The organism is Pseudarthrobacter sp. L19 (genome assembly GCF_050859435.1).
In the GTDB taxonomy this organism is placed as follows: domain Bacteria; phylum Actinomycetota; class Actinomycetes; order Actinomycetales; family Micrococcaceae; genus Arthrobacter.
The window spans coordinates 1,739,393-1,765,175 of sequence record NZ_CP193935.1; the positions used below are offsets into that span (position 1 = coordinate 1,739,393).

23 protein-coding genes and 4 pseudogenes are annotated in these 25,783 nt (G+C 69.9%); 19 read left to right on the forward strand and 8 right to left on the reverse strand.

From position 1 onward, the window contains the following. Nucleotide 1 precedes the first annotated feature (1 nt). The 7 genes and pseudogenes from ACRQ5B_RS08235 to manD all read left to right on the forward strand — a co-directional run bounded on the left by ACRQ5B_RS08235 (nt 2) and on the right by manD (nt 7,424). The gene (locus ACRQ5B_RS08235; protein ID WP_400158396.1) at nt 2-1,297 is read left to right on the forward strand and encodes an ABC transporter substrate-binding protein; all 1,296 of its coding nucleotides are present in this window, start codon (nt 2-4) and stop codon (nt 1,295-1,297) included. A 110-nt stretch (nt 1,298-1,407) separates the two neighbouring features. Continuing rightward, the gene (locus ACRQ5B_RS08240; protein ID WP_432393225.1) at nt 1,408-2,376 is read left to right on the forward strand and encodes a carbohydrate ABC transporter permease; all 969 of its coding nucleotides are present in this window, start codon (nt 1,408-1,410) and stop codon (nt 2,374-2,376) included. Continuing rightward, complete coding sequence (locus tag ACRQ5B_RS08245) at nt 2,373-3,266, forward strand: carbohydrate ABC transporter permease (RefSeq protein ID WP_432393226.1); 894 nt, start codon at nt 2,373-2,375, stop codon at nt 3,264-3,266. The genes ACRQ5B_RS08240 and ACRQ5B_RS08245 overlap by 4 nt, the downstream gene beginning before the upstream one ends. 6 nt (nt 3,267-3,272) lie before the next feature. After that, nucleotides 3,273-4,421, forward strand: coding sequence for a galactonate dehydratase (gene dgoD, locus ACRQ5B_RS08250; protein WP_432393227.1), 1,149 nt, complete (start codon nt 3,273-3,275; stop codon nt 4,419-4,421). A gap of 5 nt (nt 4,422-4,426) precedes the next feature. After that, on the forward strand, nt 4,427-5,095 hold the full coding sequence (locus tag ACRQ5B_RS08255) for a bifunctional 4-hydroxy-2-oxoglutarate aldolase/2-dehydro-3-deoxy-phosphogluconate aldolase (protein ID WP_432393228.1): 669 nt from the start codon (nt 4,427-4,429) through the stop codon (nt 5,093-5,095). After that, nucleotides 5,092-6,120, forward strand: coding sequence for a sugar kinase (locus tag ACRQ5B_RS08260; protein WP_432393229.1), 1,029 nt, complete (start codon nt 5,092-5,094; stop codon nt 6,118-6,120). The genes ACRQ5B_RS08255 and ACRQ5B_RS08260 overlap by 4 nt, the downstream gene beginning before the upstream one ends. A gap of 75 nt (nt 6,121-6,195) precedes the next feature. Then, nucleotides 6,196-7,424 (forward strand): annotated as a pseudogene (manD, locus tag ACRQ5B_RS08265) (D-mannonate dehydratase ManD). Between the two features lie 182 nt (nt 7,425-7,606). Here manD and ACRQ5B_RS08270 read toward each other — a convergent pair. Beyond that, nucleotides 7,607-7,816, reverse strand: a complete 210-nt coding sequence (locus ACRQ5B_RS08270) for a hypothetical protein (RefSeq protein WP_432393230.1) — start codon at nt 7,814-7,816, stop codon at nt 7,607-7,609. Nucleotides 7,817-8,130: 314 nt separating this feature from the next. Here ACRQ5B_RS08270 and ACRQ5B_RS08275 point away from each other — a divergent pair, with 314 nt between their 5' ends. Continuing rightward, nucleotides 8,131-8,913: a phosphatase PAP2 family protein gene (locus tag ACRQ5B_RS08275; RefSeq protein WP_432393231.1), complete on the forward strand. Its 783-nt coding sequence runs from the start codon at nt 8,131-8,133 to the stop codon at nt 8,911-8,913. A gap of 42 nt (nt 8,914-8,955) precedes the next feature. Here ACRQ5B_RS08275 and ACRQ5B_RS08280 read toward each other — a convergent pair whose 3' ends face one another. Next, a complete protein-coding gene (locus ACRQ5B_RS08280; RefSeq protein WP_432393232.1) occupies nt 8,956-9,354 on the reverse strand; it encodes a MerR family transcriptional regulator in 399 nt (132 codons plus the stop codon). Between the two features lie 75 nt (nt 9,355-9,429). Between ACRQ5B_RS08280 and ACRQ5B_RS08285 the strand changes: the two genes are divergently transcribed. From ACRQ5B_RS08285 to ACRQ5B_RS08300, 4 genes and pseudogenes are all read left to right on the forward strand, one after another. Continuing rightward, the gene (locus ACRQ5B_RS08285; RefSeq protein WP_432398724.1) at nt 9,430-9,855 is read left to right on the forward strand and encodes an Hsp20/alpha crystallin family protein; all 426 of its coding nucleotides are present in this window, start codon (nt 9,430-9,432) and stop codon (nt 9,853-9,855) included. Nucleotides 9,856-9,982: 127 nt separating this feature from the next. Continuing rightward, nucleotides 9,983-10,300 carry a J domain-containing protein gene (locus tag ACRQ5B_RS08290; protein WP_432393233.1) on the forward strand — a complete coding sequence of 106 codons (318 nt, stop codon included), beginning with the start codon at nt 9,983-9,985 and terminating at the stop codon, nt 10,298-10,300. A gap of 57 nt (nt 10,301-10,357) precedes the next feature. Further along, nucleotides 10,358-10,747, forward strand: coding sequence for a hypothetical protein (locus tag ACRQ5B_RS08295; protein WP_412884001.1), 390 nt, complete (start codon nt 10,358-10,360; stop codon nt 10,745-10,747). 119 nt (nt 10,748-10,866) lie between these two features. Then, nucleotides 10,867-12,392: pseudogene (locus ACRQ5B_RS08300) on the forward strand (GH1 family beta-glucosidase). On the opposite strand, the gene ACRQ5B_RS08305 reads toward ACRQ5B_RS08300, so the two are convergent. Both ACRQ5B_RS08305 and ACRQ5B_RS08310 read right to left on the reverse strand, forming a co-directional pair. Next, nucleotides 12,286-13,458: an App1 family protein gene (locus ACRQ5B_RS08305; protein ID WP_432393234.1), complete on the reverse strand. Its 1,173-nt coding sequence runs from the start codon at nt 13,456-13,458 to the stop codon at nt 12,286-12,288. The pseudogene ACRQ5B_RS08300 and the gene ACRQ5B_RS08305 overlap by 107 nt on opposite strands. Nucleotides 13,459-13,478: 20 nt before the next feature. After that, complete coding sequence (locus ACRQ5B_RS08310; protein WP_432393235.1) at nt 13,479-14,249, reverse strand: DUF72 domain-containing protein; 771 nt, start codon at nt 14,247-14,249, stop codon at nt 13,479-13,481. A 42-nt stretch (nt 14,250-14,291) separates the two neighbouring features. On the opposite strand from ACRQ5B_RS08310, the gene ACRQ5B_RS08315 reads away from it, so the two are divergent. The 4 genes from ACRQ5B_RS08315 to ACRQ5B_RS08330 all read left to right on the forward strand — a co-directional run bounded on the left by ACRQ5B_RS08315 (nt 14,292) and on the right by ACRQ5B_RS08330 (nt 18,490). Next, on the forward strand, nt 14,292-16,067 hold the full coding sequence (locus ACRQ5B_RS08315) for a glycoside hydrolase family 15 protein (protein WP_432393236.1): 1,776 nt from the start codon (nt 14,292-14,294) through the stop codon (nt 16,065-16,067). 129 nt (nt 16,068-16,196) lie between these two features. Further along, nucleotides 16,197-16,496, forward strand: a complete 300-nt coding sequence (locus ACRQ5B_RS08320; RefSeq protein ID WP_290256181.1) for a YegP family protein — start codon at nt 16,197-16,199, stop codon at nt 16,494-16,496. Then, nucleotides 16,483-17,175, forward strand: a complete 693-nt coding sequence (locus ACRQ5B_RS08325) for an HAD family hydrolase (RefSeq protein WP_432393237.1) — start codon at nt 16,483-16,485, stop codon at nt 17,173-17,175. Before ACRQ5B_RS08320 ends, ACRQ5B_RS08325 begins: the two co-directional genes overlap by 14 nt. A gap of 139 nt (nt 17,176-17,314) precedes the next feature. Continuing rightward, nucleotides 17,315-18,490, forward strand: a complete 1,176-nt coding sequence (locus ACRQ5B_RS08330; protein WP_432393238.1) for a zinc-dependent alcohol dehydrogenase — start codon at nt 17,315-17,317, stop codon at nt 18,488-18,490. Between the two features lie 31 nt (nt 18,491-18,521). Here ACRQ5B_RS08330 and ACRQ5B_RS08335 read toward each other — a convergent pair whose 3' ends face one another. Next, complete coding sequence (locus ACRQ5B_RS08335) at nt 18,522-19,469, reverse strand: CHAD domain-containing protein (RefSeq protein ID WP_432393239.1); 948 nt, start codon at nt 19,467-19,469, stop codon at nt 18,522-18,524. An 84-nt stretch (nt 19,470-19,553) separates the two neighbouring features. On the opposite strand from ACRQ5B_RS08335, the gene ACRQ5B_RS08340 reads away from it, so the two are divergent. Continuing rightward, nucleotides 19,554-20,312, forward strand: coding sequence for an SDR family oxidoreductase (locus ACRQ5B_RS08340; protein WP_432393240.1), 759 nt, complete (start codon nt 19,554-19,556; stop codon nt 20,310-20,312). A 61-nt stretch (nt 20,313-20,373) separates the two neighbouring features. Here the strand turns inward: ACRQ5B_RS08340 and ACRQ5B_RS08345 are convergent. From ACRQ5B_RS08345 to ACRQ5B_RS08355, 3 genes and pseudogenes are all read right to left on the reverse strand, one after another. Next, nucleotides 20,374-20,738, reverse strand: a pseudogene (locus ACRQ5B_RS08345) (sterol carrier family protein). Between the two features lie 4 nt (nt 20,739-20,742). Then, nucleotides 20,743-21,759, reverse strand: a complete 1,017-nt coding sequence (locus ACRQ5B_RS08350) for an asparaginase (protein ID WP_432393241.1) — start codon at nt 21,757-21,759, stop codon at nt 20,743-20,745. Nucleotides 21,760-21,795: 36 nt separating this feature from the next. Beyond that, nucleotides 21,796-23,335: pseudogene (locus ACRQ5B_RS08355) on the reverse strand (molybdopterin-dependent oxidoreductase). 165 nt (nt 23,336-23,500) lie between these two features. On the opposite strand from ACRQ5B_RS08355, the gene purD reads away from it, so the two are divergent. Both purD and ACRQ5B_RS08365 read left to right on the forward strand, forming a co-directional pair. Beyond that, nucleotides 23,501-24,805, forward strand: a complete 1,305-nt coding sequence (purD, locus tag ACRQ5B_RS08360) for a phosphoribosylamine--glycine ligase (protein ID WP_432393242.1) — start codon at nt 23,501-23,503, stop codon at nt 24,803-24,805. 2 nt (nt 24,806-24,807) lie between these two features. Then, on the forward strand, nt 24,808-25,749 hold the full coding sequence (locus ACRQ5B_RS08365; protein WP_432393243.1) for a phosphoribosylaminoimidazolesuccinocarboxamide synthase: 942 nt from the start codon (nt 24,808-24,810) through the stop codon (nt 25,747-25,749). The last annotated feature ends 34 nt before the right edge of the window (nt 25,750-25,783 follow it).

Below are 25,783 nucleotides of genomic sequence, written 5' to 3' on the forward strand. Positions count from 1 at the left end.
AATGAAGCGGCGTTCTATGGTGAAATACGCGGCGGTGGCCGCGGCCCTCTCGCTCGGACTGACAGCCTGCGGCGGTGGCAGCGGCAGCAGCGATGCCAAGGCAGCCGGCACCGTCCGGGTCACCCTGGCCAACCACGTGTGGACCGACGGCATCAAGGCCGCGATCCCCGAGTTCGAGAAGGCCACCGGCCTCAAGGTCGAACTCACCCAGCTCGGCGAGGACCAGCTCTCCGACCAGTACAACGTCAAGCTCAACGCCGGCAGCGACGAAATCGACGTCATGATGTACCGCCCGCTCCAGGAGGGCAAGGCATTCGCCAAGAACGGCTACCTCGCGGACCTGACCTCCAAGGTCACCGGTGACGCCGGCTGGGACTGGAAGGACTACCAGGAGGGCCCGGTCAAGGCCTCCACCGTCGACGGCAAGGTGGTCGGCGTCCCGATCATCACCGAGCGCGAGGTCCTCTACTACCGCAAGGACCTGCTGCAGGCCGCCGGCATCGAGGTTCCCAAGACCATGGACGAACTGCAGGCCGCCGCCCAGAAGATCTCGGCCGCCAACCCTGACACCGCCGGCTTCGTGGCCCGCACCGGCAAGTCCGCCGCCGTCACCCAGTTCTCCAGCTTCCTCTACAGCTTCGGCGGCGACTTCATCGACGCCAACGGCAAGTCCGCCATCGGCAGCGACGCGGCCAAGAAGGCCTACTCCTTCTACGGCGGCCTGATCAAGAACTCCGGCCCCAAGAACGTCAGCACCGACATGAGCTGGCCCGAGGCGATGGCCATCTTCACCCAGGGCAAGGCCGCTTTCTACACCGAGGCCGACTCGCTCTACAAGAACGCCACCGACCCGGCCAAGTCCAAGGTCGCCGACAAGGTGGGCTTCGCCGCCCTTCCCGCCGGCCCGGCCGGTTCCAAGCCGTACAACATCCCCTCGTGGGGCCTGGCCATCAACAAGGCCTCCAGTAACCAGGACAACGCCTGGAAGTTCATCCAGTGGGCCACCAGCAAGGACCGCACCCTGGCCGCACAGAAGGCCGGCGTCCCCGGCCCGCGTGCCTCGGTCTGGGCCGACCCGGCCGGCACCTCCACCTACCCGAAGGACCTCGCCGACGCGATCGCCGTCAGCGCCAAGAACGGCGTCGGCCACGACCGTCCCGAGGTTGTCACCGTCGGCAAGGCCCGCGAAATCGTCGGCGCCCCGATCGTCGCCACGATCACCGGCGCGGATGCCTCCACCGAGGCTTCCTCGGCGTCGGACGCGTTCCAGAAGTTCCTGGACAGCGAAAAGAAGTAGCGCTCCTTCCCCCGCGGGACGGCCGGTTCTCCGGCCGTCCCGCGGGGGACCGCTCCACTCCGGGCCGGACCGCCGGCCCCACCTTCACCCCCTGACTCCTTAGGTGAACCATGTCTGTTCTGAACACCACCCGCAGCGACACGCCGCCGGGGACCGCCGGCCGCGGCCCGGCCCGCTCAGCCGGCCCGCAGCGAAGCTTCTCCGCCTGGGCCAACCGGCACCGCAAGTGGATCTTCGCCGCCCCGGCGATGATCTTCGTCGGCGTCCTGATCATCTTCCCGCTGGCCTGGACCCTGTACCTGAGCCTGACCGACTCGCAGGGCTCGGTCCGCGCGGCGTCGGAGTTCATCGGCCTGGACAACTACGTCACCGTGCTCTCCGACGTCGAACGGTTCTGGCCCGCCGTCGGCCGCACCCTCTCCTTCACCGGCGTGGCCCTGATCTGCGAGGTAGTCCTGGGCATGGGCATCGCCCTGCTGCTCTGGCGGCCGTTCCGCGGCGAGAAGTGGGTCCGCGTCGCGATCCTGCTCCCGCTGGTGGCCACCCCCGTGGCGGTCGGCATGATGTGGCGCCTGATCTTCGACCCCAACATCGGCTTCGTCAACCAGCTCCTGGGCATGATCGGCATCCCGCCGCAGCCCTGGCTCTCCGGCCAGGACACCGCCCTGGGCACCACCATCTTCATGGACATCTGGCAATGGACGCCCATGGTGGTGCTGATCCTCCTCGCCGGCCTGACCTCGCTCTCGGACGAACCCGACGAGGCCGCCCGGATGGACGGCGCCAACTCCTTCCAGCGGTTCTTCTTCATCACCCTGCCGCTGATGATGCCGACCGTGATCGTCGCCATCCTGCTGCGCGGCATCGACGCGCTGAAGACCTTCGACATCCTCTACGCCACCAAGGGCAAGGGCGGCGGCTCCTTCCACGAGGTGGAGACCCTCAACGTCTACGCCTACGGCCTGAGCTTCGACTACAACCAGTACGGGCTCTCCTCCGCGGTGCTGATCCTGTTCTTCATGATCATCATCGGCACCATGTGGCTGCTGACCATGCGCAAGAAAGCGGTAAGCAAATGACCGTCCCCACCCAGACCCCGGCCGGCATCGCACCCGCCCCGTCGGCGGCGCCCCGTCCCGCCCGCCGCCGCAAGCCGCTGGCCACCCGCGCCTACAAGGTCTTCCGCGTCGTCGCGCTGATCGCCGTCGTACTCTTCCTCATCGCCCCGCTGATCTGGATGCTGCTGGCCTCCTTCAAGACCAACGTGGACATCTACGACACGGCCAAGTCCTTCGTCTTCACGCCCACCGGCGAGAACTACGCCAACGTGCTGCAGAGGAACAACTACTTCATCTTCATCTTCAACAGCTTCTGGGTGGCCTTCGTCTCCACGGCGCTGTCCTTGGTGCTCGGCGTCCCCGCCGCCTACGCCATGAGCCGGTTCACCATGCACCGCTCGGCCCTGGTGGTCCTGATGGCCCGTGTCATCCCCGGCGTCTCGCTGCTGGTGCCCTGGTACTACGTCTTCTCCAACCTGAAGATGGTGGGCGGCTTCGAGGTGCTGATCCTCAGCCACATGTTCGTGGCGCTGCCGCTGATCGTCTACATCATGATGAGCTACTTCGACTCGCTGCCGCTGGAACTCGAGGAATCCGCGCAGGTGGACGGGCTCACCCCGATCGGGGCGTTCCGCCGGATCACCCTGCCGCTCTCCGTCTCCGGCATCGCCACGGCCGGCATCCTGTCCTTCATCTTCTCGTGGAACAACTTCATGTTCGCCCTGGTGCTCTCGGGCTCCAAGACCAAGACCCTGCCGGTGGCAATCTTCGACTTCGTCTCCTACGCCAGCATCGACTGGGGCGGACTGATGGCCGCCGCCACGGTGGTCACCATCCCGATCATGATCATTGCGCTCTTCACGCAGAAATACATCGTCTCCGGCCTCACCGCCGGGGCCACCAAGGGCTAGGCACGAATGACACGCATCAGCAGAATCGAAACCTTCCTCGTCGCGCCGCGCTGGCTCTTCGTCCGGATCGAGACCGAGAGCGGAATCGTCGGCTGGGGCGAGGCCACCTGCGAGGGCCGCAGCGAAACCGTCCGCACCGCCGTGGACCAGCTCTCCGAGGTCCTGATCGGCCAGGACGCGCTGCGGATCGAGGACCACTGGCAGGTGATGACCAAGGGCTCCTTCTACCGCGGCGGCCCCATCCTGGCCAGTGCCGTCTCCGGCCTGGACCAGGCCCTCTGGGACATCGCCGGCAAGCACTTCGACGCCCCCGTGCACCAGCTCCTGGGCGGCCACGTCCGGGACCGGATCCGGATGTATGGCTGGGTGGGCGGCGACGAACCCAACGAGGTGGCGGACCAGATCAGCGCGCAGCTGGAGGTGGGCCTCACTGCGGTGAAGATGAACGCCAGCGGACGGATGAGCCCGCTCGCCTCCGTGGCCGAGCTCGACGGCGTCGTCCGCCGTGTGGCCGCCGCTCGCGAAGTGCTGGGCGACCACCGCGACGTCGCCGTCGACTTCCACGGCCGCTTCAGCCTGGCCAACGCCCGCCGGGTGGCGCCGCTGCTGGAACCGTACCGGCCGTTCTTCCTCGAGGAACCCGTGGTCCCGGAGAACACGCACCTGCTGCGGGAGTTCGCCGCCTCCACCACCACCCCGGTCTCCACCGGCGAGCGGCTCTACAGCCGGCAGGAATTCCTGCCCGCCCTGCAGGCCGGCATCGCCGTGGCCCAGCCGGACCTCTCCCACGCCGGCGGCATCACCGAGGTGCGCAAGATCGCCTCACTGGCCGAAATCTACGAGGTCCAGCTGGCCCCGCACTGCCCCCTGGGGCCGCTGGCCCTGGCCGCCTGCCTGCAGGTAGGGTTCGCGACCCCGAACTTCCTGATCCAGGAGCAGAGCATCGGCATTCACTACAACCAGGGCGCCGAGGTCCTGGACTACGTGGTGGACAAGACGCCGCTGAAATTCGTCGACGGCCACATCGAGCGGCTCACCGGCCCGGGCCTCGGCATCGAGATCGACGAGGCCGTGGTCCGTGCCGCGGACAAGCGCGGCCACGCCTGGCGCGGCCCGGTCTGGCGCCACAACGACGGCGCCTTCGCAGAATGGTAGGAAGCATGAACACCACCCTCACTTCAGCGGCCCTGCTGGGCGGCATCAGCGCCACCCGCCTGGTCGCGATCGTGCGCGGCAACGACGGCGGAGCCGCCGCCCGCGCGGCCCTCGCCGCCCTCGGGGAGGGCTTCCGCTTCGTCGAGATCGCCCTCACCACCCCCGACGCCCTGGGCGCCATCGCGGCGGTCCGGGCCGCGGCGCCCGAGGGCTGCTACGTCGGCGCCGGCACCGTCCTGACCGCCCACGACGTCGCCGACGTTGCCGAAGCCGGCGGACAGTTCATCGTGACCCCCTCGCTGGCCAGCTCCATCGAGGAAGCGGTCCGGCTGGAGCTGCCCGTCCTGGCCGGGGCGTTCACCCCCAGCGAGTCCTACGAGGCAATGAACCGCGGCGCCACGGCCGTGAAACTCTTCCCCGCCTCCGTCGGCGGCCCCGGCTACCTGAAGGCCGTCCGCGACCCGTTCCCCGGCATCCCCTTCATCGCGGTGGGCGGCGTGGGACTGAACGAGGCCGAAAGCTACTGGGACGCCGGCGCCGTGGGCGTGGGCCTGGGCGGTCCGCTGTTCGGCGACGCCGCCTCCGGCGGGGACCTCGAACCGGTCCGGGAACGCGCCCGCGCCTTCGTCGAACTGGCCTCCGGCTACGCCGCCGTCCCGGCGGCCCGGCCGTGAGCGTCGACCTGCTCACCCTCGGCGAGGCCATGGTCTCGCTCCGCTCCGCCGGCCCGCTCTCGGCCGGCGGGAGCCTGGGCATGCACGTGGCCGGGGCCGAATCCAACGTGGCGGTCGGCGTCGCACGGCTGGGCCACCGCGTGGCCTGGGCCGGCGTCGTCGGGGCCGACCCGCACGGCGAATTCATCCTGCGCGGCCTGCGCGGCGAGGGCATCGACGTCCGCCACCGGGTGGAGGACACCCGCGCCACCGGGGTGATGTTCCTCGAACGCCGCACCGCGGACATCAGCCGGGCGTTCTACTACCGGGCCGGGTCCGCCGGCTCCACCCTCAACCGGGACGACGTGGACCGGGCCTTCGCCGCCGCGCCCCGGGCGTTGCACCTGACCGGCATCACCCCGGCCCTCAGCCCTGAGGCCCGCAGGGCGGTGGAGTACGCCGCCGCCCGCGGCGCCGCCGAGGGACTGACCGTTAGCCTGGACGTGAACTACCGCGCCAAGCTCTGGTCCCGCGACGAGGCACGCGCCGTGCTGACGCCGCTGGCCCGGCATGCCACGGTGCTGATCGCCTCCGACGACGAGCTGGACCTGGTGGCCGACGGCGGCGCGCGCGGCCGCCGGGGGACCGGGGCCACCGACGCCGATCCGGTTGCCGGGGCCGGTGCCGGTGCCGAAAGTGCCGGTGCGGAGCGGGAGGCAGCGATGGCCGCGGAACTGCTGGGCCGCGGCGTCCTCGACGTCGTGGTCAAACGCGGTGCCGCCGGCGCCGGCGTCTACACCGCCGCGGGCCGCCTGGAGGCCCCCGCCGTCCCCGTCACCAGCATCGACACCGTCGGCGCCGGCGACGCCTTCACCGCCGGCTACCTCTCCGCCCTGCTCGAGGGCCGCGGCACCGCCGAACGCCTGCGCCGCGGCACCCTGGCCGGCGCCTTCGCCGTCAGCTCCGCCGGTGACTGCGAGGGCCTGCCCACCGCCGCCGAACTGGCCCTGCTGGGCGCCGTCCCCGATGGCGGCACGCAGCGCTGAGGCGCCCCCATTCCTCGTCGGAGTCCGCCAACAGAGTCCGCCGTCACCGTCCGCCGCGAAAGGACCGCTCCACCCATGAAAATCATTGCCGCCGACGTCTTCGTCACCAGCCCGTCCCGGAACTTCGTGACCCTCCGGATCACCACGGAGGACGGGGTGACCGGCATCGGGGACGCCACCCTGAACGGCCGCGAACTGGCCGTCGCCGCGTACCTGAAGGAACACGTCGCCCAGCTGCTGATCGGCAAGGACCCGCACAGGATCGAGGACACCTGGCAGTTCCTCTACCGCAGCTCCTACTGGCGCCGCGGCCCCGTCACCATGGCCGCGATCGCCGCCGTCGACATGGCGCTCTGGGACATCAAGGGCAAGCTGGCCGGGATGCCCGTCTACCAGCTGCTCGGCGGCGCCTCCCGCAACGGGCTCCGCGCCTACGGCCACGCCTCGGGCTCGGACCTGCCCTCCCTGTTCGACTCGGTCCGCGAACACCTGGAGCTGGGCTACAAGTCCATCCGGATCCAGACCGCGGTCCCCGGGATCAAGGCCGTCTACGGGGTGGCCGCGCAGGCCCAGGCCTCCGGCGAGCGGTACGACTACGAACCGGCCGGGCGCGGCGCGTTTCCGCAGGAGGAGGACTGGGACACCCGCGCCTACCTGCGGCACCTCCCGACGGTCTTCGAAGCGGTCCGGAACGAGTTCGGCCCGGAACTGCCGCTGCTGCACGACGGCCACCACCGCATGACGCCCATCCAGGCCGCCAAGCTGGGGAAGGCCCTGGAACCGTACGATCTGTTCTGGCTGGAGGACTGCACCCCGGCGGAGAACCAGGAGGCGCTCCGGCTGGTGCGGCAGCACACCACCACCCCGCTGGCGATCGGCGAGGTCTTCAACACCGTCTACGACTTCCAGGCCCTGATCAAGGAACAGCTGATCGACTACGTGCGGGCCGCTTCCACCCACTTTGGCGGCATCAGCCCGCTGAAGAAGGTGATGGACTTCGCCGCCCAGTACCAGGTCAAGTCCGGCTTCCACGGCCCCACGGACATCTCGCCGGTGGGCTTCGCCGCCCAGCTGCACGTGGGCCTTGCCATCCACAATTACGGCATCCAGGAGTACATGCAGCACTCGGCCGCCACCAACGAGGTCTTCGAACAGTCGATGACCTTCACCGACGGCTACCTGCACCCGGGGAGGAGCCCGGGCTGGGAGTGGAATTCAACGAGGAAGCCGCCGCCGCGTACCCCTACCAGCAGGCCTACCTGCCCTACAACCGCCTGGTCGACGGGACCGTCCACGACTGGTGACCGGCAGTGGCCGGCGCCGTGTGGCGCCGGGCATCACAGAGGCGGGCACCAGAAGGGGCGGGCATGCCAGAAGTTGGCAACGCACAGAAGGCCCCGGGCGGCGAGTCGAGGCTCAGCCGGCCGGGGCCTGGTCTGTGGATGCTGGTGCGCGCCGGTGCTCCGGTCTGCGCCGTTGGGCTGACCTAGTGGATCAGTTCCCGGGTCATGCCGAACGGCACCTGGTCCGAGAGCGCCGCGGTGTAGTGCCCGGGCTTGTGGCGGGTCAACAGGATGCCGTGGGTGCCGGTGAGCATGGCCACCCGCTGCAGGCCCTGGACCGCGTCGTTGAGCCGATCGTCCAGCAGCCGGCGGCTGTCCACCTGGATCTCGATGCACTCGTTGGCTATGGTCATCGGAACTGCCTCTCCCGGAGCGCCCCCTGCGCTCCACTTCACCCCGCTGTGACGCCGTGCGGACCACGGCTGAAGTGAGATTAGCCTTTGAGTTAAATGTGAGTCAAATCACCACGCGGGCGGCGCGCCGGTTCATTTCCGGTGTGTCCGGAGCCGCCGGTGCCCGGCCTCACAGCAAACCGGGATAATCTTCCTGAACATTAGTAAGCACACGGTCAATACGGGCGGCCCGGCCGCCGGCCACCACGCGGTGGCCACGTCCCGGGCGTAAGAGCACGGGGACCACGAACACAGGGCAGAGGCGGACGCGGGCAATGGCGGAAGACCAATCAGGAGAACGCTCGGGCTGGTGGCGGGTCTTCCACGACAAGTTCGTCGTTGAAGAGCGGTATATGGAGGCCGAGGACCGCCGCAGGCTCTACCGCACGGGCGCCATCCTGATGGTTCTCGGCGCCGCGCTGTTCACCTTCATCCTGATCAGCGTCCTGACCCACACCGGCATCAGTGTGGTGGACGAACCGATCCGATCCGGCCTGGTGGCCCTGCGCGGCGAGCCCGCCACCACCATCATGATCATCCTGGCGATCGTCTTCGGCCCGATCGGCCTGCCCATCATCATTCTGGTGGTGACCGTCGCCTGGGGCCTGTTGGCCAAGCACGCGTGGCGTCCCATGGTGCTGGCCGGCGCCATGCTGACCGGCGTTATCCTCGCCCAGCTGATCGGCCACGCCGTCGAACGCCACCGCCCTCCGGTGGACCTGATGCTCTTCGGAGCCGACGCCACCTTCTCCTTCCCCTCCGGCCACGTCCTGGGCGCCTGCGACTTCCTGCTGGTCACCACGTTCCTGGTCTTCTCGCGGCGCCGGAACCCGCGCGCCGCCGTCGTCGGCTTCACCGTCGCCGGCATCGGCATTGTCTTCGCCGCGCTGAGCCGGCTGTACCTGGGGTACCACTGGACCACCGACGCGCTGGCCTCGCTGTCCATCTCCTTGGTGATCCTTGGCGCGGTCATGCTGCTCGACACCTGGCGGACCGTCCGTATCGAGGGGGAGCCGGTCACCGGCAAGCTCTCCAAAGAGGAATCCGCCGCGGAGTAGCCGTTCGGCGGGCCGCGCGGACTCTCGCGCCCCGCCGCTCCTCTAGCGGGTCCCGCGCCGCTGCGCCTCCTTGCGCCGCTCCAGCTCCCGGCGAAGCCCCGCGTTGGCGGTCTCCAGCTCCAGCACCTTGGCGACGCCGGCCAGGTTCAGGCCATCCGCCAGCAGCTCACCGATCCGCCGCAACACCGCCAGATCCGTCTCGCTGTATTGCCGGGTGCCGCCCGCCGTGCGGTCGGGCGTCAACAGGCCCTTGCGCTCGTACAGCCGGATGTTTTGCTGCCCCGTGCCCACCAGCTCGGCCACCACTGAAATCGCGTAGACCCCCACGTCGTCCCCCCGTTGCGCCATGCTGCCCTCCTTCGGGTCGACGCCGCCGCGGCGCCGCAAAATCCTCTTGCACCAGTTTGATGCCGGTGCTATAAAAACTATATCGGCCACCATAGATAATTCGTAGAAGGGAGAGGCGGCGGATAACCCGAAAACCTGAAGGACTCTCGGATGAAGGAGTGGGAAATGATGTTGATGCGTACGGACCCGTTCCGTGAGCTTGACCGGCTGACCCAGCAGGTCTTCGGAACCACGGCGCGGCCTGCCGCGATGCCGATGGACGCCTGGCAGGAGGACGGCGAATTCGTTGCCGCTTTCGACCTCCCCGGCGTCAACGTCGATTCGGTGGACCTCGACATCGAACGGAACGTCCTGACCGTCCGGGCCGAACGCCGTGACCCGACCCAGCCGAACGTCGAGATGATCGCCTCGGAGCGGCCCCGCGGCGTCTTCAGCCGGCAACTGATCCTGGGCGATTCGCTGGACACGGAAAAGATCAAGGCCGGCTATACCGACGGCGTGCTGACCCTGCGCATTCCGGTCCTGGAAAAGGCCAAGGCGCGCAAGATCGAGATCACGCACAGCCAGGACAGCATGCACGAGATCGCCAAGTAGCACCGGCGGCATTTCTGCCGGTTTGGCGCGGGATCCGGTGCCCTCCGGCGCCGGGTCCCCGCCGTCCAAAAGGAGCATTCCAAAAGGAGCCGTCCACAAGGGGCCGTCCGAAAGGAGTGGCGGGGCCGTGAACCGTGACCCGCGGGGCCTGTATGCCGCGCTGGGCGTCGGGCCGGATGCTACCGGTGCTGACATCCGGCGCCGGTACCGGGCGCTGTTGCGTAGCCTGCACCCCGACGTGGGGGCGGCAGGCGGGAAGGACGTGCGCCGGGTCCTTGAGGCCTTCGCCGTCCTCCGCCACCTGGAATCCCGGGCCCGCTACGACCCCGCCTACGGACGGAGTGAAGGCTTCGATAGTGCCGGCCGGGACATCCCGGTGCGGCGCCGGGCTACGCAGCCGCTGGTCCGGGTCACGCCGGTGCGCTGGGAACGGGGGCCGTGGTGATGCGCGGCCGCCGGGCCCCGGCACCCACCACCGCAGCTGGATAAGAGGAGGGCAGCCATGAGCGCATGGCGGCAATACGATTCACACCTGATCCCCGCCTTCCACGAACGCTTCGAGGAACGCTGGGGCGAGGGCACGGCACCGTTCCTTGACCCGGAGGCGCACGAACTTCCGCTGCCGCGCGCCCAGTGGATCAACGTCGACACCGGGGCGGCGCTGGCCGTGGTGCCAATCTGGGCCGCCGAGGACAGCCAGCACCGCTCGTTCGGGGTCTTCTACCTGCCCCCGGCGGGCGACATCTGGGTCCTGCGCCCCGGCTTCACCGCCTACCTGGAGCCCGCGGCGGACGACGCCGAGCAGCTGCTCACCCTGCGCAATGACGCGTTCAAGAAGGCCGTGGCGCACGCGAAGGAGTTCCTGTTCGGCCCCGACGGCGTGCACTACTGAACCTGCACTCCGGGCGGCGGCCGGCCGCGGCACGGCGGCGCGGGCCGGGGTTTAGGAAGCGCCCCGCTCCGGGCCTAAGATCAATCAATCACCAGCGCAACTGCATAGGGGAACCACCGATGAAAGCTTCCGCCCGCGATCTGGCCGCCATCCTGCCCGCAGGGTTCACCATGGGCGTGGCCACTGCCGCGTTCCAGATCGAAGGCGCGCTGGACGAGGACGGCCGGGGCAAATCCGGCTGGGATGTCTTCGCCGCGGTGCCGGGCGCGATCGTGGACGACCACAGCCCGGTGATGGCCTGCGACCACTACCACCGGATGCCCGAAGACGTCGCGCTGATGAAGGACCTGGGCATCGACTCCTACCGGTTTTCGCTCTCTTGGCCGCGCATCCAGCCCGGCGGCAGCGGCCCGGTCAACCCCAAGGGCCTGGACTTCTATGACCGGCTGATCGATCTGCTGCTGGCCAACGGAATCGCCCCGATGGCCACCCTCTACCACTGGGACACGCCGCTGGAGCTGGACGAGGCCGGCGGCTGGATGAACCGGGACACCGCGTACCGCCTGGGCGAGTTCGCCGAGATCGCGGCGGCGGCGTACGGCGACCGCGTGGCCCGGTGGGTCACCATCAATGAACCCGCCACGGTCAGCGCCAACGGGTACATGCTGGGCGTCCACGCCCCCGGCGAATCGCACATGCTCAAGGCCCTGCCCAGCGTCCACCACCAGCTCCTCGGCCACGGCCTGGCAATGCAGGCGCTCCGGGCCGCCAAGGTCCCCGGCGGGATCGGCATGACCAACGTCTATTCGCCGATGGTCCCGGCGTCCATCAACCCCTGGACAAGGTCAGCGCCGGCATCATGGACATGGGCCAGAACCGGCTCTACGCCGATCCCGTCCTGCTGGGCAAGTACCCGGATGCCATCCGTGCCGCCACGTTCTTCTCCTCCTTCAGCCCCTCCAAGGAGGACATGGAGCTGATCTCGCAGCCCCTGGACTTCTACGGACTGAACTACTACATGCCCACCCGCGTCGCGGCCGGCCCCGGCGAAGGCACCGTGCCCGAGGGCATGGCGGAGGCCATGGGCAACGACCTGAACGGCGGCGGGGGAGCGACGCCGTTCCACGTCGAGAGTTTCCCGGACACCGAGCTCACCGCCTACGGCTGGCCGATCAAGCCCGACTACATGGCCGTGGCGCTGGCCGAGATGGCCGAGCGCTACCCCAACCTGCCGCCCGTTTACATCACCGAGGGCGGCGCCAGCTTCCAGGACCTGGAAATCCACGACGCCGAGGGCCGGCTGATCGTCCCGGACGAGCGCCGCGTGCGCTACCTCGCCGAGCACATCGAGGCGGCCATCGAGGCGACCTCCCCGGGCGGTTCGGCGGAATCGATTGACCTGCGCGGCTACTACGTGTGGTCCCTGCTGGATAACTTCGAATGGTCCGCGGGCTACCACCAGCAGTTCGGCCTGCTGCACGTGGACCGGGACACCATGGAGCGCACGCCCAAGGCCTCGTTCCACTGGCTCCGCGAGGTCATGGCCGCTCGGCGGTCGGCGGCGGAATCCCCGACCGAAACCAGCCCGAAGGAATCCGCGGCGGCCGAGGCCACCCCGGAGGAAACAGCGCCGGCGGCCGGCTAGAGCAGGTCCAGCTCCTGCAGGCGCTTGACCATGCCGGCGCCGTCGGGGAGTAGATCCAGGGCACCCCGGACGCGCTGTGGTCGCCGCTGCCCGAGTGGCCGCCGGCCAGCACCGCCTCGCCGGCGGATAGCTGCCGGATCCCGATCGCCGCCACCTGGCTGGCGTGCTCCTTCACGAAGTCGGAGTAGATCTCCTCGTCGTGCTGGCCGTTGTCGCCGAAGAGCAGCCAGCGCATGTTCGGGAACTCGGTGGCCAGCAGTTCCAGGTTCCGGCGCTTGTGGTCCTGGCCGCTGCGGAACCAGCGGTCGTGGGTGAGGCCCCAGTCGGTCAGCAACAGCGTCCCCTGGGGGTAGAGATTGCGGGTCATGAACCGGGCCAGGGTGGGGGCCGCGTTCCACGGCCCGGTGGACAGGTAGATCACCGGCGCCTCCGGGTACTCCACCATCAGCCGGTCCATCAGCACGGCCATGCCCGGGGTGGCCATCCGGGCGCGTTCGTTCAGCACGAAGGTGTTCCACAGCGCCAGGAACGGGCGGGGGAGGGCGGTGACCATGATGGTGTCGTCTATGTCGGAGACGATGCCCAGCGTGGTGTCCGGGGAAATGACATAAATCCAGGCCTCGGCGGGCTCGGTGCCCTCGGCGTGGATGGTGGCAGTGTGCCAGCCCGGTTCGAGACGCACGGGGATCACGGTGTCCACGATCCCGCCGCGGTCGGCATGGACAGTCGTCGTGATGCCGCCGATCTCGATCTCCACCTCGACGAACTGGATCGGCACCGAGGTGAACGCGCGCCAGCCGCGGATGTTCTGGTTCCCGTTGAGCGCCACCTGCTCGGCCCGGCTGCCGGGCGCCGGTTTGCTGGTCAGCAGCACCCGGGCCAGGACGCGGACCCATTCGGTGGAACCGTACCCCTGGTAGGCAATGGTCTGCGGGGAGAACTTCCAGCTGCGCGCCGCCTTCAGGCGCAGGTGGTTCACCGAGTCCGAGACCAGGTGCGCGAGCCGCAGCGCCTGGCTGGCTGACGGGGCGGACCTGGGGGCGGGTTGTTGGGACGCCATTTCCATGACACCACTCTCCCACAGCGTCAGTGCGGCCCCAGCAGATCCCGCAGGGTCAGGGCGTTGCGCACCGCGTGCCCGCCGCCGTCGTTGTTGAAGTAGGCATAGACGTCCCGCCCGGCGTCCAGCCACTCGCCAATCCGCGCCGCCCACCAGCGGAGGTCGTCGTCCGGGTAGGAGCCGGCGTACAGCCGGTCCGGGTCCGGGCCGTGCAGCCGGACATAGACGAACGGCGCGGTGGCGCGCAGGATGCAGGGCAGCCCGGCGCCGCTCATCACGCAGTACGCCGCGGCGTGGCGCTCCAGCAGGGCGTACACCTCCGGGTTATCCCAGCTGGGGTGCCGGAACTCCACGCTCACCCGGATCCAGCGGGGCAGCGCAGCAAGGAAGTACTCCAGCCGCGCATCGTCCCGCTCCAGGTCCGGCGGCAACTGGACCAGCAGCACACCCCGCCGGTCGCCCAGCTCGTGCCAGCCGTGGACAATCCGCTCCACCCACGCCTCCGGGCTGTAGAGCTTCCTGCCGTGGGTCAGGCCCCGCGGCGCCTTGACGGACAGCACGAACCCCTCCGGGAGCCGCTCCCGCCAGCCGGCAAACGAGCCCTCCCGCGGCCAGTGGTAGAAGCTCGCGTTCAGCTCAACCGTGCCAAGCCGGGCGGCGTAGTAGGCCAGCCGCCTGGCCGCGGGCAGCCCCGGCGGGTAGAACACGCCCGCCCAGTGGTCATAGCTCCAGCCGCTGGTCCCGATGTGGGCCGTCCCGCGCGGCGGCCGCGCCTGCCCTGGCTGATCCTCCGGCATGGGAGGGATCCTAGCCCAGGCCCGTATGGCACGCTAAGAGCCATGGCACGCATCGAGGATTACGCAATGGTCGGCGACCTGCACACCGCCGCGCTGATCAGCACCGAGGGTTCGATCGACTGGCTCTGCCTGCCGCAGTTCGACTCGCCGGCCTGCTTCAGCGCCCTGCTGGACACACCGGAGGCCGGCCGCTGGCTGCTCGCCCCGGCCGGGGGCGGCGAATGCACCCGCCGGAAGTACCGCAGGAACACCCTCATCCTCGAGACCGAGTGGGAGACCCCGGAGGGCAAGGCCAAGGTCATCGACTTCATGTCCCCGCGCGACGGCGCCGCGGACATCGTCCGGATCGTGGTGGGCATCCGCGGCAGCGTCCGGATGCGCGGCCAGCTGGCGCTCCGCTTCGACTACGGCAACATCATCCCGTGGGTCCGCCACGACGAGCACGGCATCCACGCGATCGCCGGGCCCGACGCCGCCTACCTCGTCACCGACGCCCCGCTGCGCGGCGAGCACCTGCAGACCGTCTCCGACTTCACGGTGAAGGCCGGCCAGCGGATACCGTTCGTCCTCACGTGGTCCCCGAGCCACCTTGGCCGGCCGCGGAAGGTGGACCCGGAGGCGGTGCTGGAGGCCACCGAATCTTTCTGGCTGCAGTGGGCGGACCGGTGCCGGATCACCGGCCCGTACCGGGAGCCCGTGCTGCGCTCGCTGATCACGCTCAAGGCCCTCACCTTCGCCCCGACCGGCGGGATCGTCGCCGCGGTGACCACGTCCCTGCCGGAGGAACTCGGCGGCGAACGCAACTGGGACTACCGGTACTGCTGGCTGCGGGACGCGACCCTGACACTCCAGGCGCTGCTGGCGTCCGGGTACTCCGAGGAGGCCGGCGCGTGGCGGGACTGGCTGCTGCGGGCCGTCGCCGGAGACCCGGCGGACCTGCAGATCATGTACGGCCTGCACGGGGAACGCCGGCTGCCGGAACTGACCCTCGACTGGCTGGCCGGCTACGAGAAATCGACGCCGGTCCGGGTCGGCAACGCAGCCGCAGGGCAGCTGCAGCTGGACGTCTGGGGCGAGGTGCTGGACGGGCTGGCGCTGACCCGCTCGGCCCTGCTGCAGCATCCCGACGAGTCCTGGGACGTCCAGGTGGCCCTGATGGAGCACCTGGAGACGGCCTGGAACCAGCCGGACAACGGACTCTGGGAAATGCGCGGACCCCGCCGGCACTTCACCCACTCCAAGGTGATGGCCTGGGTGGCGGCGGACCGAATGGTCAAGGGCGTGCGTGACTTCCACCTGCCCGGCCCGGCGGACCGCTGGGAAGACCTCCGGGACCGGATCCACGCAGACGTCATGGCCAACGGGTTCGACGCCGAACGCAACACCTTCGTCCAGTCGTACGGCCGGCCGGAACTGGACGCCAGCCTGCTGCTCATCCCGCGGGTGGGGTTCCTGCCGCCGGACGATCCGCGGGTGATCGGCACCATCGAGGCCATCCAGCGGGAACTGACGCACGACGGTTTCGTGCTGCGCTACCGGGTGGAGCAGAGCGACGACGGCGTCGCCGGCGGAGAGGGCGTCTTCCTGGCCTGCTCGTTCTGGCTGGTGGAGGCCCTGCTCGGGGCCGGGCGGCGCCGCGAGGGCGAGGAGCTGTTCAAGCGGCTCCTGGCGCTGCGCAACGACGTCGGCCTGCTGAGCGAGGAATGGGGCGTCGAGGAGGCCCGGCAGCTGGGCAACACCCCGCAGGCCTTCAGCCACTTCGCCCTGATCCGCACCGCGCTGCAGTTGGAACCGGAGAAGGGGGAACGCGGCGACTAGCCGCTCCGGCCGCACTGGCGCGCCGCCGGCAGCAGTCCCCGGAATCACGCCGGGGACTTTCCTCCAGAGCTTAGATAAGTATACTTACTAACGTCCCCCACGAGGGGAACAGCACTGAAGGAGTTGGCGATGGCAGGATACTTTGAGCTCGTAGACGCACCCGACGGCGGGTACCGGATCCGGATGATTGACGCCGCAGGAGACCTGATGGCGGTCTCCGTGACCTTCCCGACCAAGCGGGCGGCGGTGGCCGGGATCGCCCAGGCCCGCGAGATCGCAGGCACCGGACTGGTGCGGGACCGCAGCGGCGACGGTCAGACCGCGATCATGGCATCGATGGCCAAGCGGCGGACGGCAGGTGCGGGGCGTGGATCATCCCTCACTGGCGGCACGTTGGCTGCGACGAAGCGAACCCGTGCCCATCACTGACCACCCGCGCGCGGCCGTCCTCTTCGACGTCGACGGCACGCTGGTCGACTCCTCCTACCTTCACACCCTGGCGTGGTGGCAGTCCTTCCGCCAGGCCGGTCTCGACGTGCCGATGGCGAGCATTCACCGCTCGGTCGGCATGGGTGGGGACAAGCTGCTGGACCACCTGCTGCCGGAACGGGACCGTGACGACGACGACGCCCTCACCGCCTCGCAGGCCGCCGTCTTCGCCACCTATTGGACTTCACTGCGCCGCACCGATGGCGCCCGCGAACTCCTGGTCCAGTGCCACGACGTCGGCCTCGCCGTCGCTCTCGCCTCCTCCGCCCACGGGCGGGACCTGGAGATGTTGCGCGCCGCGATTGACGCCGACGCCTACCTGCACGCGGCCACCAGCTCGGCCGACGCGGAGGAGAGCAAACCGCAGCCGGACATCCTGGTCGCCGCGCTGGAAGCCGTGGGCGTTGCCGCCGACAACGCGGTCTACGTCGGCGATTCCGTCTGGGACATCGAGGCCGCCGCCAAACTCGGCATTCCCACCGTCGCCGTGACCTGCGGCGGCACCAGCGAGGCCGAACTGCGCGACGCCGGCGCGGCCGAGGTCTACGAAAACCCGCGCGCCCTGCTGGCCAACCTCGCCGGCAGCGTCATCGGGAAACTCGCCGCGCGCAGCCGCTGACGGGCTTTGGCTTTCGGCGTTGGCCGCCCTCACAGGATGCGTCGGTGCTTCTGCGCCCCGCGCCGGCGGCCCCACCTTCCCCATCAGCAGATCCCATAGTTTTTCACCGACAGATTCGACCCAAGAAAGAGGAATGCGCATGCAGGCACTCACATGGCAGGGCAAACGATCCGTGAGCGTGGAAGAGGTCCCGGATCCGGTCATTCAGGAACCGACGGACGCAATTGTGAAAATCACCTCGTCCGCCATCTGCGGCTCCGACCTGCACCTGTACGAGGTCCTCGGCCCGTACATGCACAAGGGTGACGTGATCGGTCACGAACCGATGGGCGTCGTCGTCGAAGTTGGGAGCGCGGTCACCAACCTGGCGATTGGCGACCGCGTGGTCATTCCCTTCAATATCTCCTGCGGCAGCTGCTACATGTGCAGCATGGGGCTGCAGTCCCAGTGCGAGACCACCCAGGTCAAGGAGAAGGGCTCCGGCGCCTCACTGTTCGGCTTCTCCGAGCTATACGGCTCGGTGCCCGGCGGCCAGGCCGAATACCTGCGGGTCCCGCACGCAGATTATGGTCCGATCAAAGTGGGCACTGAACTTCCCGACCAGCGCTACCTGTTCCTCTCGGACATCCTGCCCACCGCGTGGCAGGGCGTGAAATACGCTGACGTCCCCGAGGGCGGGACCCTGGCAGTGATGGGGCTGGGACCCGTGGGGCAGTTCGCCTCCCGCATCGGGCGCCACCTGGGACTCCGGGTCATCGCCGTGGATCCCGTCCCTGAGCGCCGCGCCATGGCCGAGCGGCACGGGGTGGAAACTCTCGACTTCTCCAAGGACGTGGCCGATGAGCTGCGCTCCATGACCCGGGGCCGCGGCGCCGACTCGGTGGTTGACGCGGTCGGCATGGAAGCGCACGATTCGCCGGTGGCCTCCTTCATGCAGCACGCGGCCGGGCTGCTCCCGGACAAGCTGGCGCAGAAGACGTTCGAAAGCGCCGGGGTGGACCGGCTCTCGGCCCTGCACACAGCCCTCGACGCGGTCCGCCGCGGCGGCACCGTCTCCCTGAGCGGCGTCTACGGCGGCGAGGCCTCGCCGATGCCGCTGATGTCCATGTTCGACAAGCAGATCCAGCTGCGGATGGGCCAGTGCAACGTCCGCCGCTGGACCGAGGACCTGCTGCCGCTGGTGGAGGACGACGCCGACCCGCTGGGCGTCATGGACCTTGTCACCCACGAGGCCAGCCTGAGCGAGGCCCCGGCCATGTACGAGATGTTCCAGAAGAAGCAGGACGGCTGCATCAAGGTGGTCCTGAAACCCTAGGCTGCCGCCGGGCTTACAGCAGCCGCCGGCCTTACAGCCGGCGCCGCAGCTTCCGCCAGGACTTACGGAACGCCTTCTCGGCCGCGGCTGCACGAACGTCCTCCGCGGCGTGCAGCCGGCCGAGGCCGAAGCCGACGGCGGACCCGCCGCCGGCTTCGCCCTCCGCACCGGGACGCCGGGCCAGCTCCACGAGAACCGCCCGCGCCATGACGCTGTCCTGGTGCAGGCCCAAAACCTGTTGGACTGACCGGGCCCCCTTGGCCGCCCGGCGCGCGTGCTTCAGGCGCTTCGCCGGTCCGCCCGGCACGGCCTCAAGCATCAGCTCGGCGGAGTACCGCAGCCGCTTGGCGGCCTTGCGCACCGTGTGTAGCGCGACGTCGTGATCCGCGCCGGACTCCCTGCCCGGCCCGGCGCCCGGGTCCGCGCCCGCCGTGTCGTCATTCAGGGCCGCGGCGGCCCGGACCAGGCGCCGGCCGTCCCGGCGCACGGCCCGGTAGACCTGGCGCGCCGGCTCCCCGGCGGCAGGGGCCGAGGGCGGGTCGGCGAGGAAAGTATCGATGGCTGCCAGCAACCCGGCGTAGCGGGCACCTGTGAGGGCGTCGGCGGCCGCGGCGAGCCCGGCCGCCGTGTCGGTATCCAGCCGTGTGCCGATGAGGGCCGCCGCGGGGTCGACTGCCCAGAGCAGGGCCGCAGGCTCCGTGGCCGCCGCCTCCAGGAGCCGGTCCCGCACCACGCCGGGGTCCCGGGCCGCGCCCAGCACCCCCGAGAGCCAGCGCAGCTCGTCGCGCAGCGGTTCCACGGCACCGCTGACGAACAGGGTCCGGCAGGAAGCGAGGACCGAACGGAGCCGCCGGACGGCGACCCGCATTTGGTGGATATCCTCGGCCCGGCCCGCTCCGGCGCCGGGCGCCAGGCGGCGCACCTCGGTCACCTGCCCGGCCAGGTAGGCCAGCACGACGTCTCCCGCGGTGGATGCCACGCTTCACTGTACGTCTTTAGCGACCGGCCCCGCCCGGCATAGGCTGGGCTGGACCGCACCCGCCGCCACGCCCCAGGAGACCCCATGACACACCACCACGCCGGCCCGGTCGCCGTCGTCACCGGAGCGGGATCCGGCATCGGACGGGCGGTGGCCCGGCTCATGCTGGCCGAGGGCTACCGCGTGGTCCTGGCCGGAAGGCGGGAAGAAAAGCTGTTGGAAACCGGGGCCGGGCACGCCCTGGCGCTCACCGTACGGTGCGACATCACCCGGCCCGACGACGTCGAACGCCTCTTCGCGGCGACGCTGGAGCGTTGGGGCCGGGTCGACGTTCTGTTCAACAACGCCGGCACGTTTGGTCCGTCGGCGGCCGTGGACGAGCTCAGCCCCGAGGACTGGGAGGCGACGGCGGCGGTGAACATTTCCGGGTCCCTGCTCTGTGCCGGTGCCGCGGTCCGGGCAATGAAGGCGCAGATGCCGCAGGGCGGCCGGATCATCAACAACGGCTCCATCTCCGCCCATTCGCCCCGGCCCCGGTCGGTGGCCTACACCGTGACGAAGCACGCGATCACCGGGCTGACCAAAAGCATCGAGCTGGACGGCCGGGGCTTCGGCATCACCTGCGGCCAGATCGACATCGGGAACGCCGCCACCGGGCTGATGGACACGATCGGCGTGGGCGACGGGGCTTTGCAGGCGGACGGCAGCCGCCGGGTGGAACCGACCTTCCCGGTGGAGGATGCGGCCAGGGCGGTGCTGATGATGGCCGGGATGCCGGCCGCCGCCAGCGTGGGATCGGTGGTCATCACCGCCGCCGGCATGCCCTTCATCGGCCGCGGGTGAGCTAAGCGGGCTGCGCAGCGGCACTCCCGCAGTAGCTAAGTGGCCCCGGCCCGTGGCGGGACTAGAGCGGAAGCAGCCGGGACAGGTCCGCCCGGAGGCCCGAGGCGGCCACCTTGCCGGCGTCGACCGCGTCCGCCCAGGCCAGGGAGCCGGTGACCACGGCGAGCCAGGTGGCGGCGTCGCACTCGATCACGTTCGGGGGTGTGCCGCGGGTGTGCCGGGGGCCCTCCACGCACTGGGTGACCCCGAACGGGGGGACCCGGACTTCCACGGAGTTTCCGGGCGCCCGGGCCGTGACTTCCTCCAGGGTGTAGCGGACGGCGGTGGCCACGGTGGCACGGGGACCGCCCCGTCCGTGGCTGCGCGCCAGGCGGCCAGGGCCGCGCGTCCTTCGTCCACCGGGATCCGGCGCCGTGCCACTGCCATGGCCCTAGTCCAGCAGCGCCGAGACGGCGTGGCCGAGGCGGATCTTGCCCACCGGCCGGCCACCTCCCAGCACCGGGTCGATGACTTTTTCGAGCACGCTGGAAACTTCGGGAATGTCCACGGCACCGGCGGCGGCCAGCAGGGTCAGCCCTACCAGGGTGGTGGCCCGGATGTTCCCGTCGAGGACCTTGATGGCCACGGCGACGCCCTGCGGGGTGGCCATGGCCAGGACGCCTTCAGCCCCGATCTTGGCGATGATGCCGAGGTCGTTCATCACGATGGTGTTAGCCTCGCCCCGGCCCTGGACCGCCCAGGGGTAGTCCAGCATGGAGGTGGCGATGGTGGCGGCCCGGGCGTTGGAGTGGTGGTCGCCGGGGGCCTTGGCCAGCTGCGAGTAGGCCCGCGCCAGTCCGGTGAGGGAGACGGCGGCCACGGGGGCGCCGCAGCCGTCGATGCCCAGGTGGGCGATCCGTTCCCCGCAGTATTCCTCGATGACGGAGCGGACCCGCTGCTGCAGCGGGTGGTTCGGCTCGAGGTAGCTGTGGGTGTCCCAGCCGTTCTCCGTGCAGGCCCACAGGAACGCGGCGTGCTTGCCGGAGCAGTTGAAGGCCAGCCGGGACTTGCCGCGCTCAGTCTGCACCAGCCAGGTCCGGGCGGTCTCGTCGGCCGGCCAGTCGGCGGGGCACTGCAGCTGGTCCTCGGTCACGCTGGCGGCCTTGAGCATGCCCTCAACCACGTCCATGTGGTCCAGGGACCCGACGTGGCTGCCGCAGGCGATGGCCACCTGGGCGCCCCTCAGGGGGACGCCCGCCTGCATCGCGGCGAGGGCCTGCAACGGTTTCAGGGTGGAGCGGGCGAACACCGGGGCGGTGATGTCGCCCAGTTCGGTGACCACCTGGCCATCGGCGGAAAGCACGACGGCGGCCCCGATGTGCCGTGATTCGATGAAACCGCTGCGCTCCACCACCGCCAATTCGACGGCGGACTCGACGGAGAAGGTGGCATGCGGGTTCAGAGGCATGCTGCCAGTCTAGGTGCCCGGGCCGCTGTCACCCGGTTACTCCACGGTGACCATGACGGACTGCCAGCCTGAGGCGCCGTCGGGGACCGGATCGGCCCGCTTGTCCGTCTGGACCTCGCCGGTTCCGTCGGTGGCGCGGACCTTGAGGTAGTGCGGTCCGGGGGTGGCGTCCCACTCGTAGGACCACTGCCGCCACGTCACCAGGGACGCCTCGGTGGACAGTTCCACCGGGGTCCAGGGGCCGTTGTCGATCTGGATCTCCACCTTGGTGATGCCGCGGGTCTGCGCCCACGCGGTGCCGCCCACCGCTACCTTGCCGGCGGGGACCTTGGCGAAGGACTTGGGCACTTCCACCCGGGCCATGGTCTTGATCGGTCCGCGCTCGGACCAGCCACGCTGGGTCCAGTAGGCCTTGGCGTCCGCGAACCGGGTCACCTCCAGGTCAACCACCCACTTGGTGGCGGAGACGAAGCCGTACAGGCCCGGGACCACCATCCGCACCGGGTAGCCGTGTTCCAGCGGCAGCGCCTCGCCGTTCATGCCGATGGCCAGCATCGCGTCGCGGTCATCCCGCAGCACCTCGATGGGGGTGGAGGCGCTGAAGCCGTCCACAGACGTGGAGAGCACCATGTCGGCGCCGTCCTTGGGCCGGGCCATCGCGAGGACGTCGCGGATGGGCATGCCGAGCCATTTGGCGTTGCCGGCCAGGTTGCCGCCCACCGGGTTGGAGACGCAGGTCAGCGACACGTGCGACTCGATCAACTTCGCGTCCAGCAGGTCCTGGAAGCTGAGCCGGACCTCCTGCTCCACCATGCCGTGGACCCGCAGTTCCCAGTCCTGGGCGTTGACCTCGGGCACGCTGAGGGCGGTGTCGATGCGGTAGAAGTCCTTGTTCGGGGTCAGCCACGGCGTAACACCGGGCACCTTGGACTGCACCCCGGCGGGAACAGGGGCTGCAGCCTTGGCCGGCGCGGGAAGGGTCAGGCTCTCACGGGCCTTGGCCACGTTGCTGCGGGCGGCGCTGAGCAGCCGGCCACCTGTGGCGGCCACGGCAGCGCCGACGGCGGTGATGCCGGTCGCGGCGAAGAAGGCGCGGCGGCTGGTGGCCGGCCGGTCCGGTTCCTTGGCGCTGCGCCCGACTTCGGCGTCGGGCCAGGACCGCATCCGCCAGGAGTTTCCCGATCAGGAACCGCAGGACCACCAGGCCAGCCACGGTGCCAATCAACGACGGGATCGCATCCAGCGGCTTGACGCTGGCACGCGTCACGACGCTGGCGACGATCACGGCGCCCATCAGCAGCACCCCGGCGACGCCGAGCGACCAACGCCGGTAGGCGACGATGCCGAGCACGCAGGCGAGGAGGAAGATGGTCAGGCCCATCCCCGCAAAGAGGGCGGCCTTGTCATTGGTGCCGAACGTGGCGATCGCAAAGTCCTTCATCCACGGCGGGGTGAAGTCAATGAAGGTCGAACCGAGGGCGATCAGCGGGGTGGCGCGGGCCGTGAAAAAGGCCCCCACGAGTTCCGCGACGGCCAGGACGACGCCGGCGGACACCACCCCGGCCAGGGCAGCCATGACTGTGGGCCCCGAGGGCAGGAAACGCTTCCGCGGCCGCGCGGTGGTGCCGGGCTGAGTGCTGCTGGACGATGTCATATCCCTTATTCGGAGCCGCTGCCCCGGGGATTGCCGGCCCGACACAGCTTAGGAGCCTGCCGCGTGCACAAAGTACCCTAGGGAACTGTGAAGGTACTTGTCATCGGCCCCGGCGGCCGCGAACACGCCATTGTCCGTTCCCTGCTCGCCGATCCGAATGTCTCCGAGGTCCACGCGGCCCCGGGGAACGCCGGCATCAGCACCCTGGTCCCCACCTACGCCATCGACGCCAACGATCCCGACGCCGTCGCCGCCCTCGCGACCCGGCTGGCCGTCGACCTGGTGGTCGTCGGCCCCGAGGCGCCGCTCGCCGCCGGTGTGTCGGACGCGGTCCGTGAAGCCGGGATCCCGGTCTTCGGCCCCAGCAAGGCCGCCGCCCAGCTCGAGGCCTCCAAGGCCTTCGCCAAGGACATCATGGCCGAAGCCGGCGTGCCGACGGCCATGGCCCGTGTGGCCTCCAACGCCGAGGAAGCCGCCGACGCCCTCGACACCTTCGGCGCCCCGTACGTCGTCAAGGACGACGGGCTCGCCGCGGGCAAGGGCGTCGTGGTCACCAACGACCGGGACGAGGCGCTGGCCCACGCGCAGAGCTGCTTCGACGCCGGCGGTACCGTGGTCATCGAGGAGTTCCTCGACGGGCCAGAGGTGTCGCTGTTCGTCCTCTGTGACGGCAGCACCACGGTGGCGCTCTCCCCGGCGCAGGACTTCAAGCGCATCTTCGACAATGACGAGGGCCCCAACACCGGCGGCATGGGCGCGTACACCCCGCTGGAATGGGCGCCGGAAGGCCTCGTGGACGAGGTCCTGGAACGGGTGGCTCAGCCCACCGTCAGCCAGATGGCCCACCGCGGCACCCCGTTCGTCGGCGTGCTCTTCATCGGCCTGGCGCTCACCTCGCGCGGCACCCGGGTGATCGAGTTCAACGTCCGCTTCGGTGACCCGGAAACGCAGGCGGTGCTGGCCCGGCTGAAGACCCCGCTGGGCGGCCTGCTGATGGCGGCCGCGAAGGGCGAACTCGCCGAGGCCCAGCCGCTGCGCTGGTCCAGGGACACTGCGGTGGCCGTCGTCGTCGCCGCCGAAAACTACCCCGGCACCCCGCGCACCGGTGACAGGATCCGCGGGCTCAAGAAGGCCGAGGCCCTGGATGGCGTCCACGTCATCCACGCCGGCACCCGGCTCGACGACGACGGCAAGGTGGTCTCGGCCGGCGGCCGCGTCCTCGCCGTCGTCGCGCTTGGAACGGATCTGGTGGAGGCCCGGGAACGGGCGTACGACGGCGTCGAGCTGATCCAGCTGGAGGGATCCCAGTACCGCACCGACATCGGTGCCAAGGCCGCCCGCGGTGCGATCACCGTGGCCGGCCCCGCCGCCGCGACGAAAGCGAAGTCCTGACCATGAACGCACACGAACCCCTCGCCGGCGGTCTCCAGACCCAAGCCCCCGAGCTGCCGGGCTGGAAGCACATCTACTCGGGCAAGGTCCGCGACCTCTACGCGCCGGCGGACCCCGCCATCACGGAGCGGATGGGCCAGGACTGCGTCCTGGTGGTGGCCAGCGACCGGATCAGCGCCTATGACCACGTGCTGGCCAGCGAGATCCCGGACAAGGGCCGCATCCTGACCCAGCTGAGCCTGTGGTGGTTCGAGCAGCTCGGCGTCGAGCACCACGTCCTCGCCGCCATGGCCGCCGACGGCGTCCCGGCAGAGGTGGAGGGCCGGGCCATGATCTGCAAGAAGCTGGACATGTTCCCGGTCGAATGCATCGCCCGCGGCTACCTCACCGGCTCCGGCCTGGTCGAATACCGGGACTCCGGCACGGTCTGCAGCATCCCGCTGCCGCCCGGGCTGGTGGACGGCTCCCGGCTGGAGCAGGCCATCTTCACTCCCTCCGCGAAGGCCGAGGTGGGCGAGCACGACGAGAACATTACCTACGACGCCGTCGTGGATCTGGTCGGCGCCGATACCGCCGCGCGGCTGCGGGACCTGACCCTGGAGATCTACACCAAGGCCGAGGGCATCGCCCGGGGCCGCGGGATCATCCTCGCGGACACCAAGGTGGAGTTCGGCGTGGACGCCGCCACCGGTGTGATCACCCTCGGCGACGAGGTCCTGACGCCCGACTCGTCACGGTTCTGGGACGCCGCCACCTACGAGCCGGGCAAGGCGCAGCCCTCCTACGACAAGCAGTATGTCCGCGACTGGCTGACCTCGGCCGCGTCGGGCTGGGACAAGTCCTCCGACACGCCGCCGCCGGCGCTGCCGGACGACGTCGTCGCCCGCACCCGGAGCCGCTACTTGGAGGCCTACGAGCTGCTGACCGGCCGCACCTTCGCCTGAGGCGCCGCCGGCCGCTAGCTGGTGGCCCTCGTTA

What these genes read in the sequence shown, in the direction of transcription:
- ACRQ5B_RS08240 (WP_432393225.1), top strand. Translation starts at nt 1,408, where the DNA reads ATGTCTGTTCTGAACACCACCCGCAGCGACACGCCGCCGGGGACCGCC.
- ACRQ5B_RS08245 (WP_432393226.1), top strand. Translation starts at nt 2,373, where the DNA reads ATGACCGTCCCCACCCAGACCCCGGCCGGCATCGCACCCGCCCCGTCG.
- ACRQ5B_RS08350 (WP_432393241.1), bottom strand. Translation starts at nt 21,759, where the DNA reads ATGCCTCTGAACCCGCATGCCACCTTCTCCGTCGAGTCCGCCGTCGAA.
- ACRQ5B_RS08315 (WP_432393236.1), top strand. Translation starts at nt 14,292, where the DNA reads ATGGCACGCATCGAGGATTACGCAATGGTCGGCGACCTGCACACCGCC.
- dgoD (WP_432393227.1), top strand. Translation starts at nt 3,273, where the DNA reads ATGACACGCATCAGCAGAATCGAAACCTTCCTCGTCGCGCCGCGCTGG.
- ACRQ5B_RS08270 (WP_432393230.1), bottom strand. Translation starts at nt 7,816, where the DNA reads ATGACCATAGCCAACGAGTGCATCGAGATCCAGGTGGACAGCCGCCGG.
- ACRQ5B_RS08255 (WP_432393228.1), top strand. Translation starts at nt 4,427, where the DNA reads ATGAACACCACCCTCACTTCAGCGGCCCTGCTGGGCGGCATCAGCGCC.
- ACRQ5B_RS08310 (WP_432393235.1), bottom strand. Translation starts at nt 14,249, where the DNA reads ATGCCGGAGGATCAGCCAGGGCAGGCGCGGCCGCCGCGCGGGACGGCC.
- ACRQ5B_RS08320 (WP_290256181.1), top strand. Translation starts at nt 16,197, where the DNA reads ATGGCAGGATACTTTGAGCTCGTAGACGCACCCGACGGCGGGTACCGG.
- ACRQ5B_RS08340 (WP_432393240.1), top strand. Translation starts at nt 19,554, where the DNA reads ATGACACACCACCACGCCGGCCCGGTCGCCGTCGTCACCGGAGCGGGA.
- ACRQ5B_RS08280 (WP_432393232.1), bottom strand. Translation starts at nt 9,354, where the DNA reads ATGGTGGCCGATATAGTTTTTATAGCACCGGCATCAAACTGGTGCAAG.
- ACRQ5B_RS08330 (WP_432393238.1), top strand. Translation starts at nt 17,315, where the DNA reads ATGCAGGCACTCACATGGCAGGGCAAACGATCCGTGAGCGTGGAAGAG.
- ACRQ5B_RS08275 (WP_432393231.1), top strand. Translation starts at nt 8,131, where the DNA reads ATGGCGGAAGACCAATCAGGAGAACGCTCGGGCTGGTGGCGGGTCTTC.
- ACRQ5B_RS08295 (WP_412884001.1), top strand. Translation starts at nt 10,358, where the DNA reads ATGAGCGCATGGCGGCAATACGATTCACACCTGATCCCCGCCTTCCAC.
- ACRQ5B_RS08285 (WP_432398724.1), top strand. Translation starts at nt 9,430, where the DNA reads ATGTTGATGCGTACGGACCCGTTCCGTGAGCTTGACCGGCTGACCCAG.
- ACRQ5B_RS08235 (WP_400158396.1), top strand. Translation starts at nt 2, where the DNA reads ATGAAGCGGCGTTCTATGGTGAAATACGCGGCGGTGGCCGCGGCCCTC.
- ACRQ5B_RS08305 (WP_432393234.1), bottom strand. Translation starts at nt 13,458, where the DNA reads ATGGAAATGGCGTCCCAACAACCCGCCCCCAGGTCCGCCCCGTCAGCC.
- ACRQ5B_RS08365 (WP_432393243.1), top strand. Translation starts at nt 24,808, where the DNA reads ATGAACGCACACGAACCCCTCGCCGGCGGTCTCCAGACCCAAGCCCCC.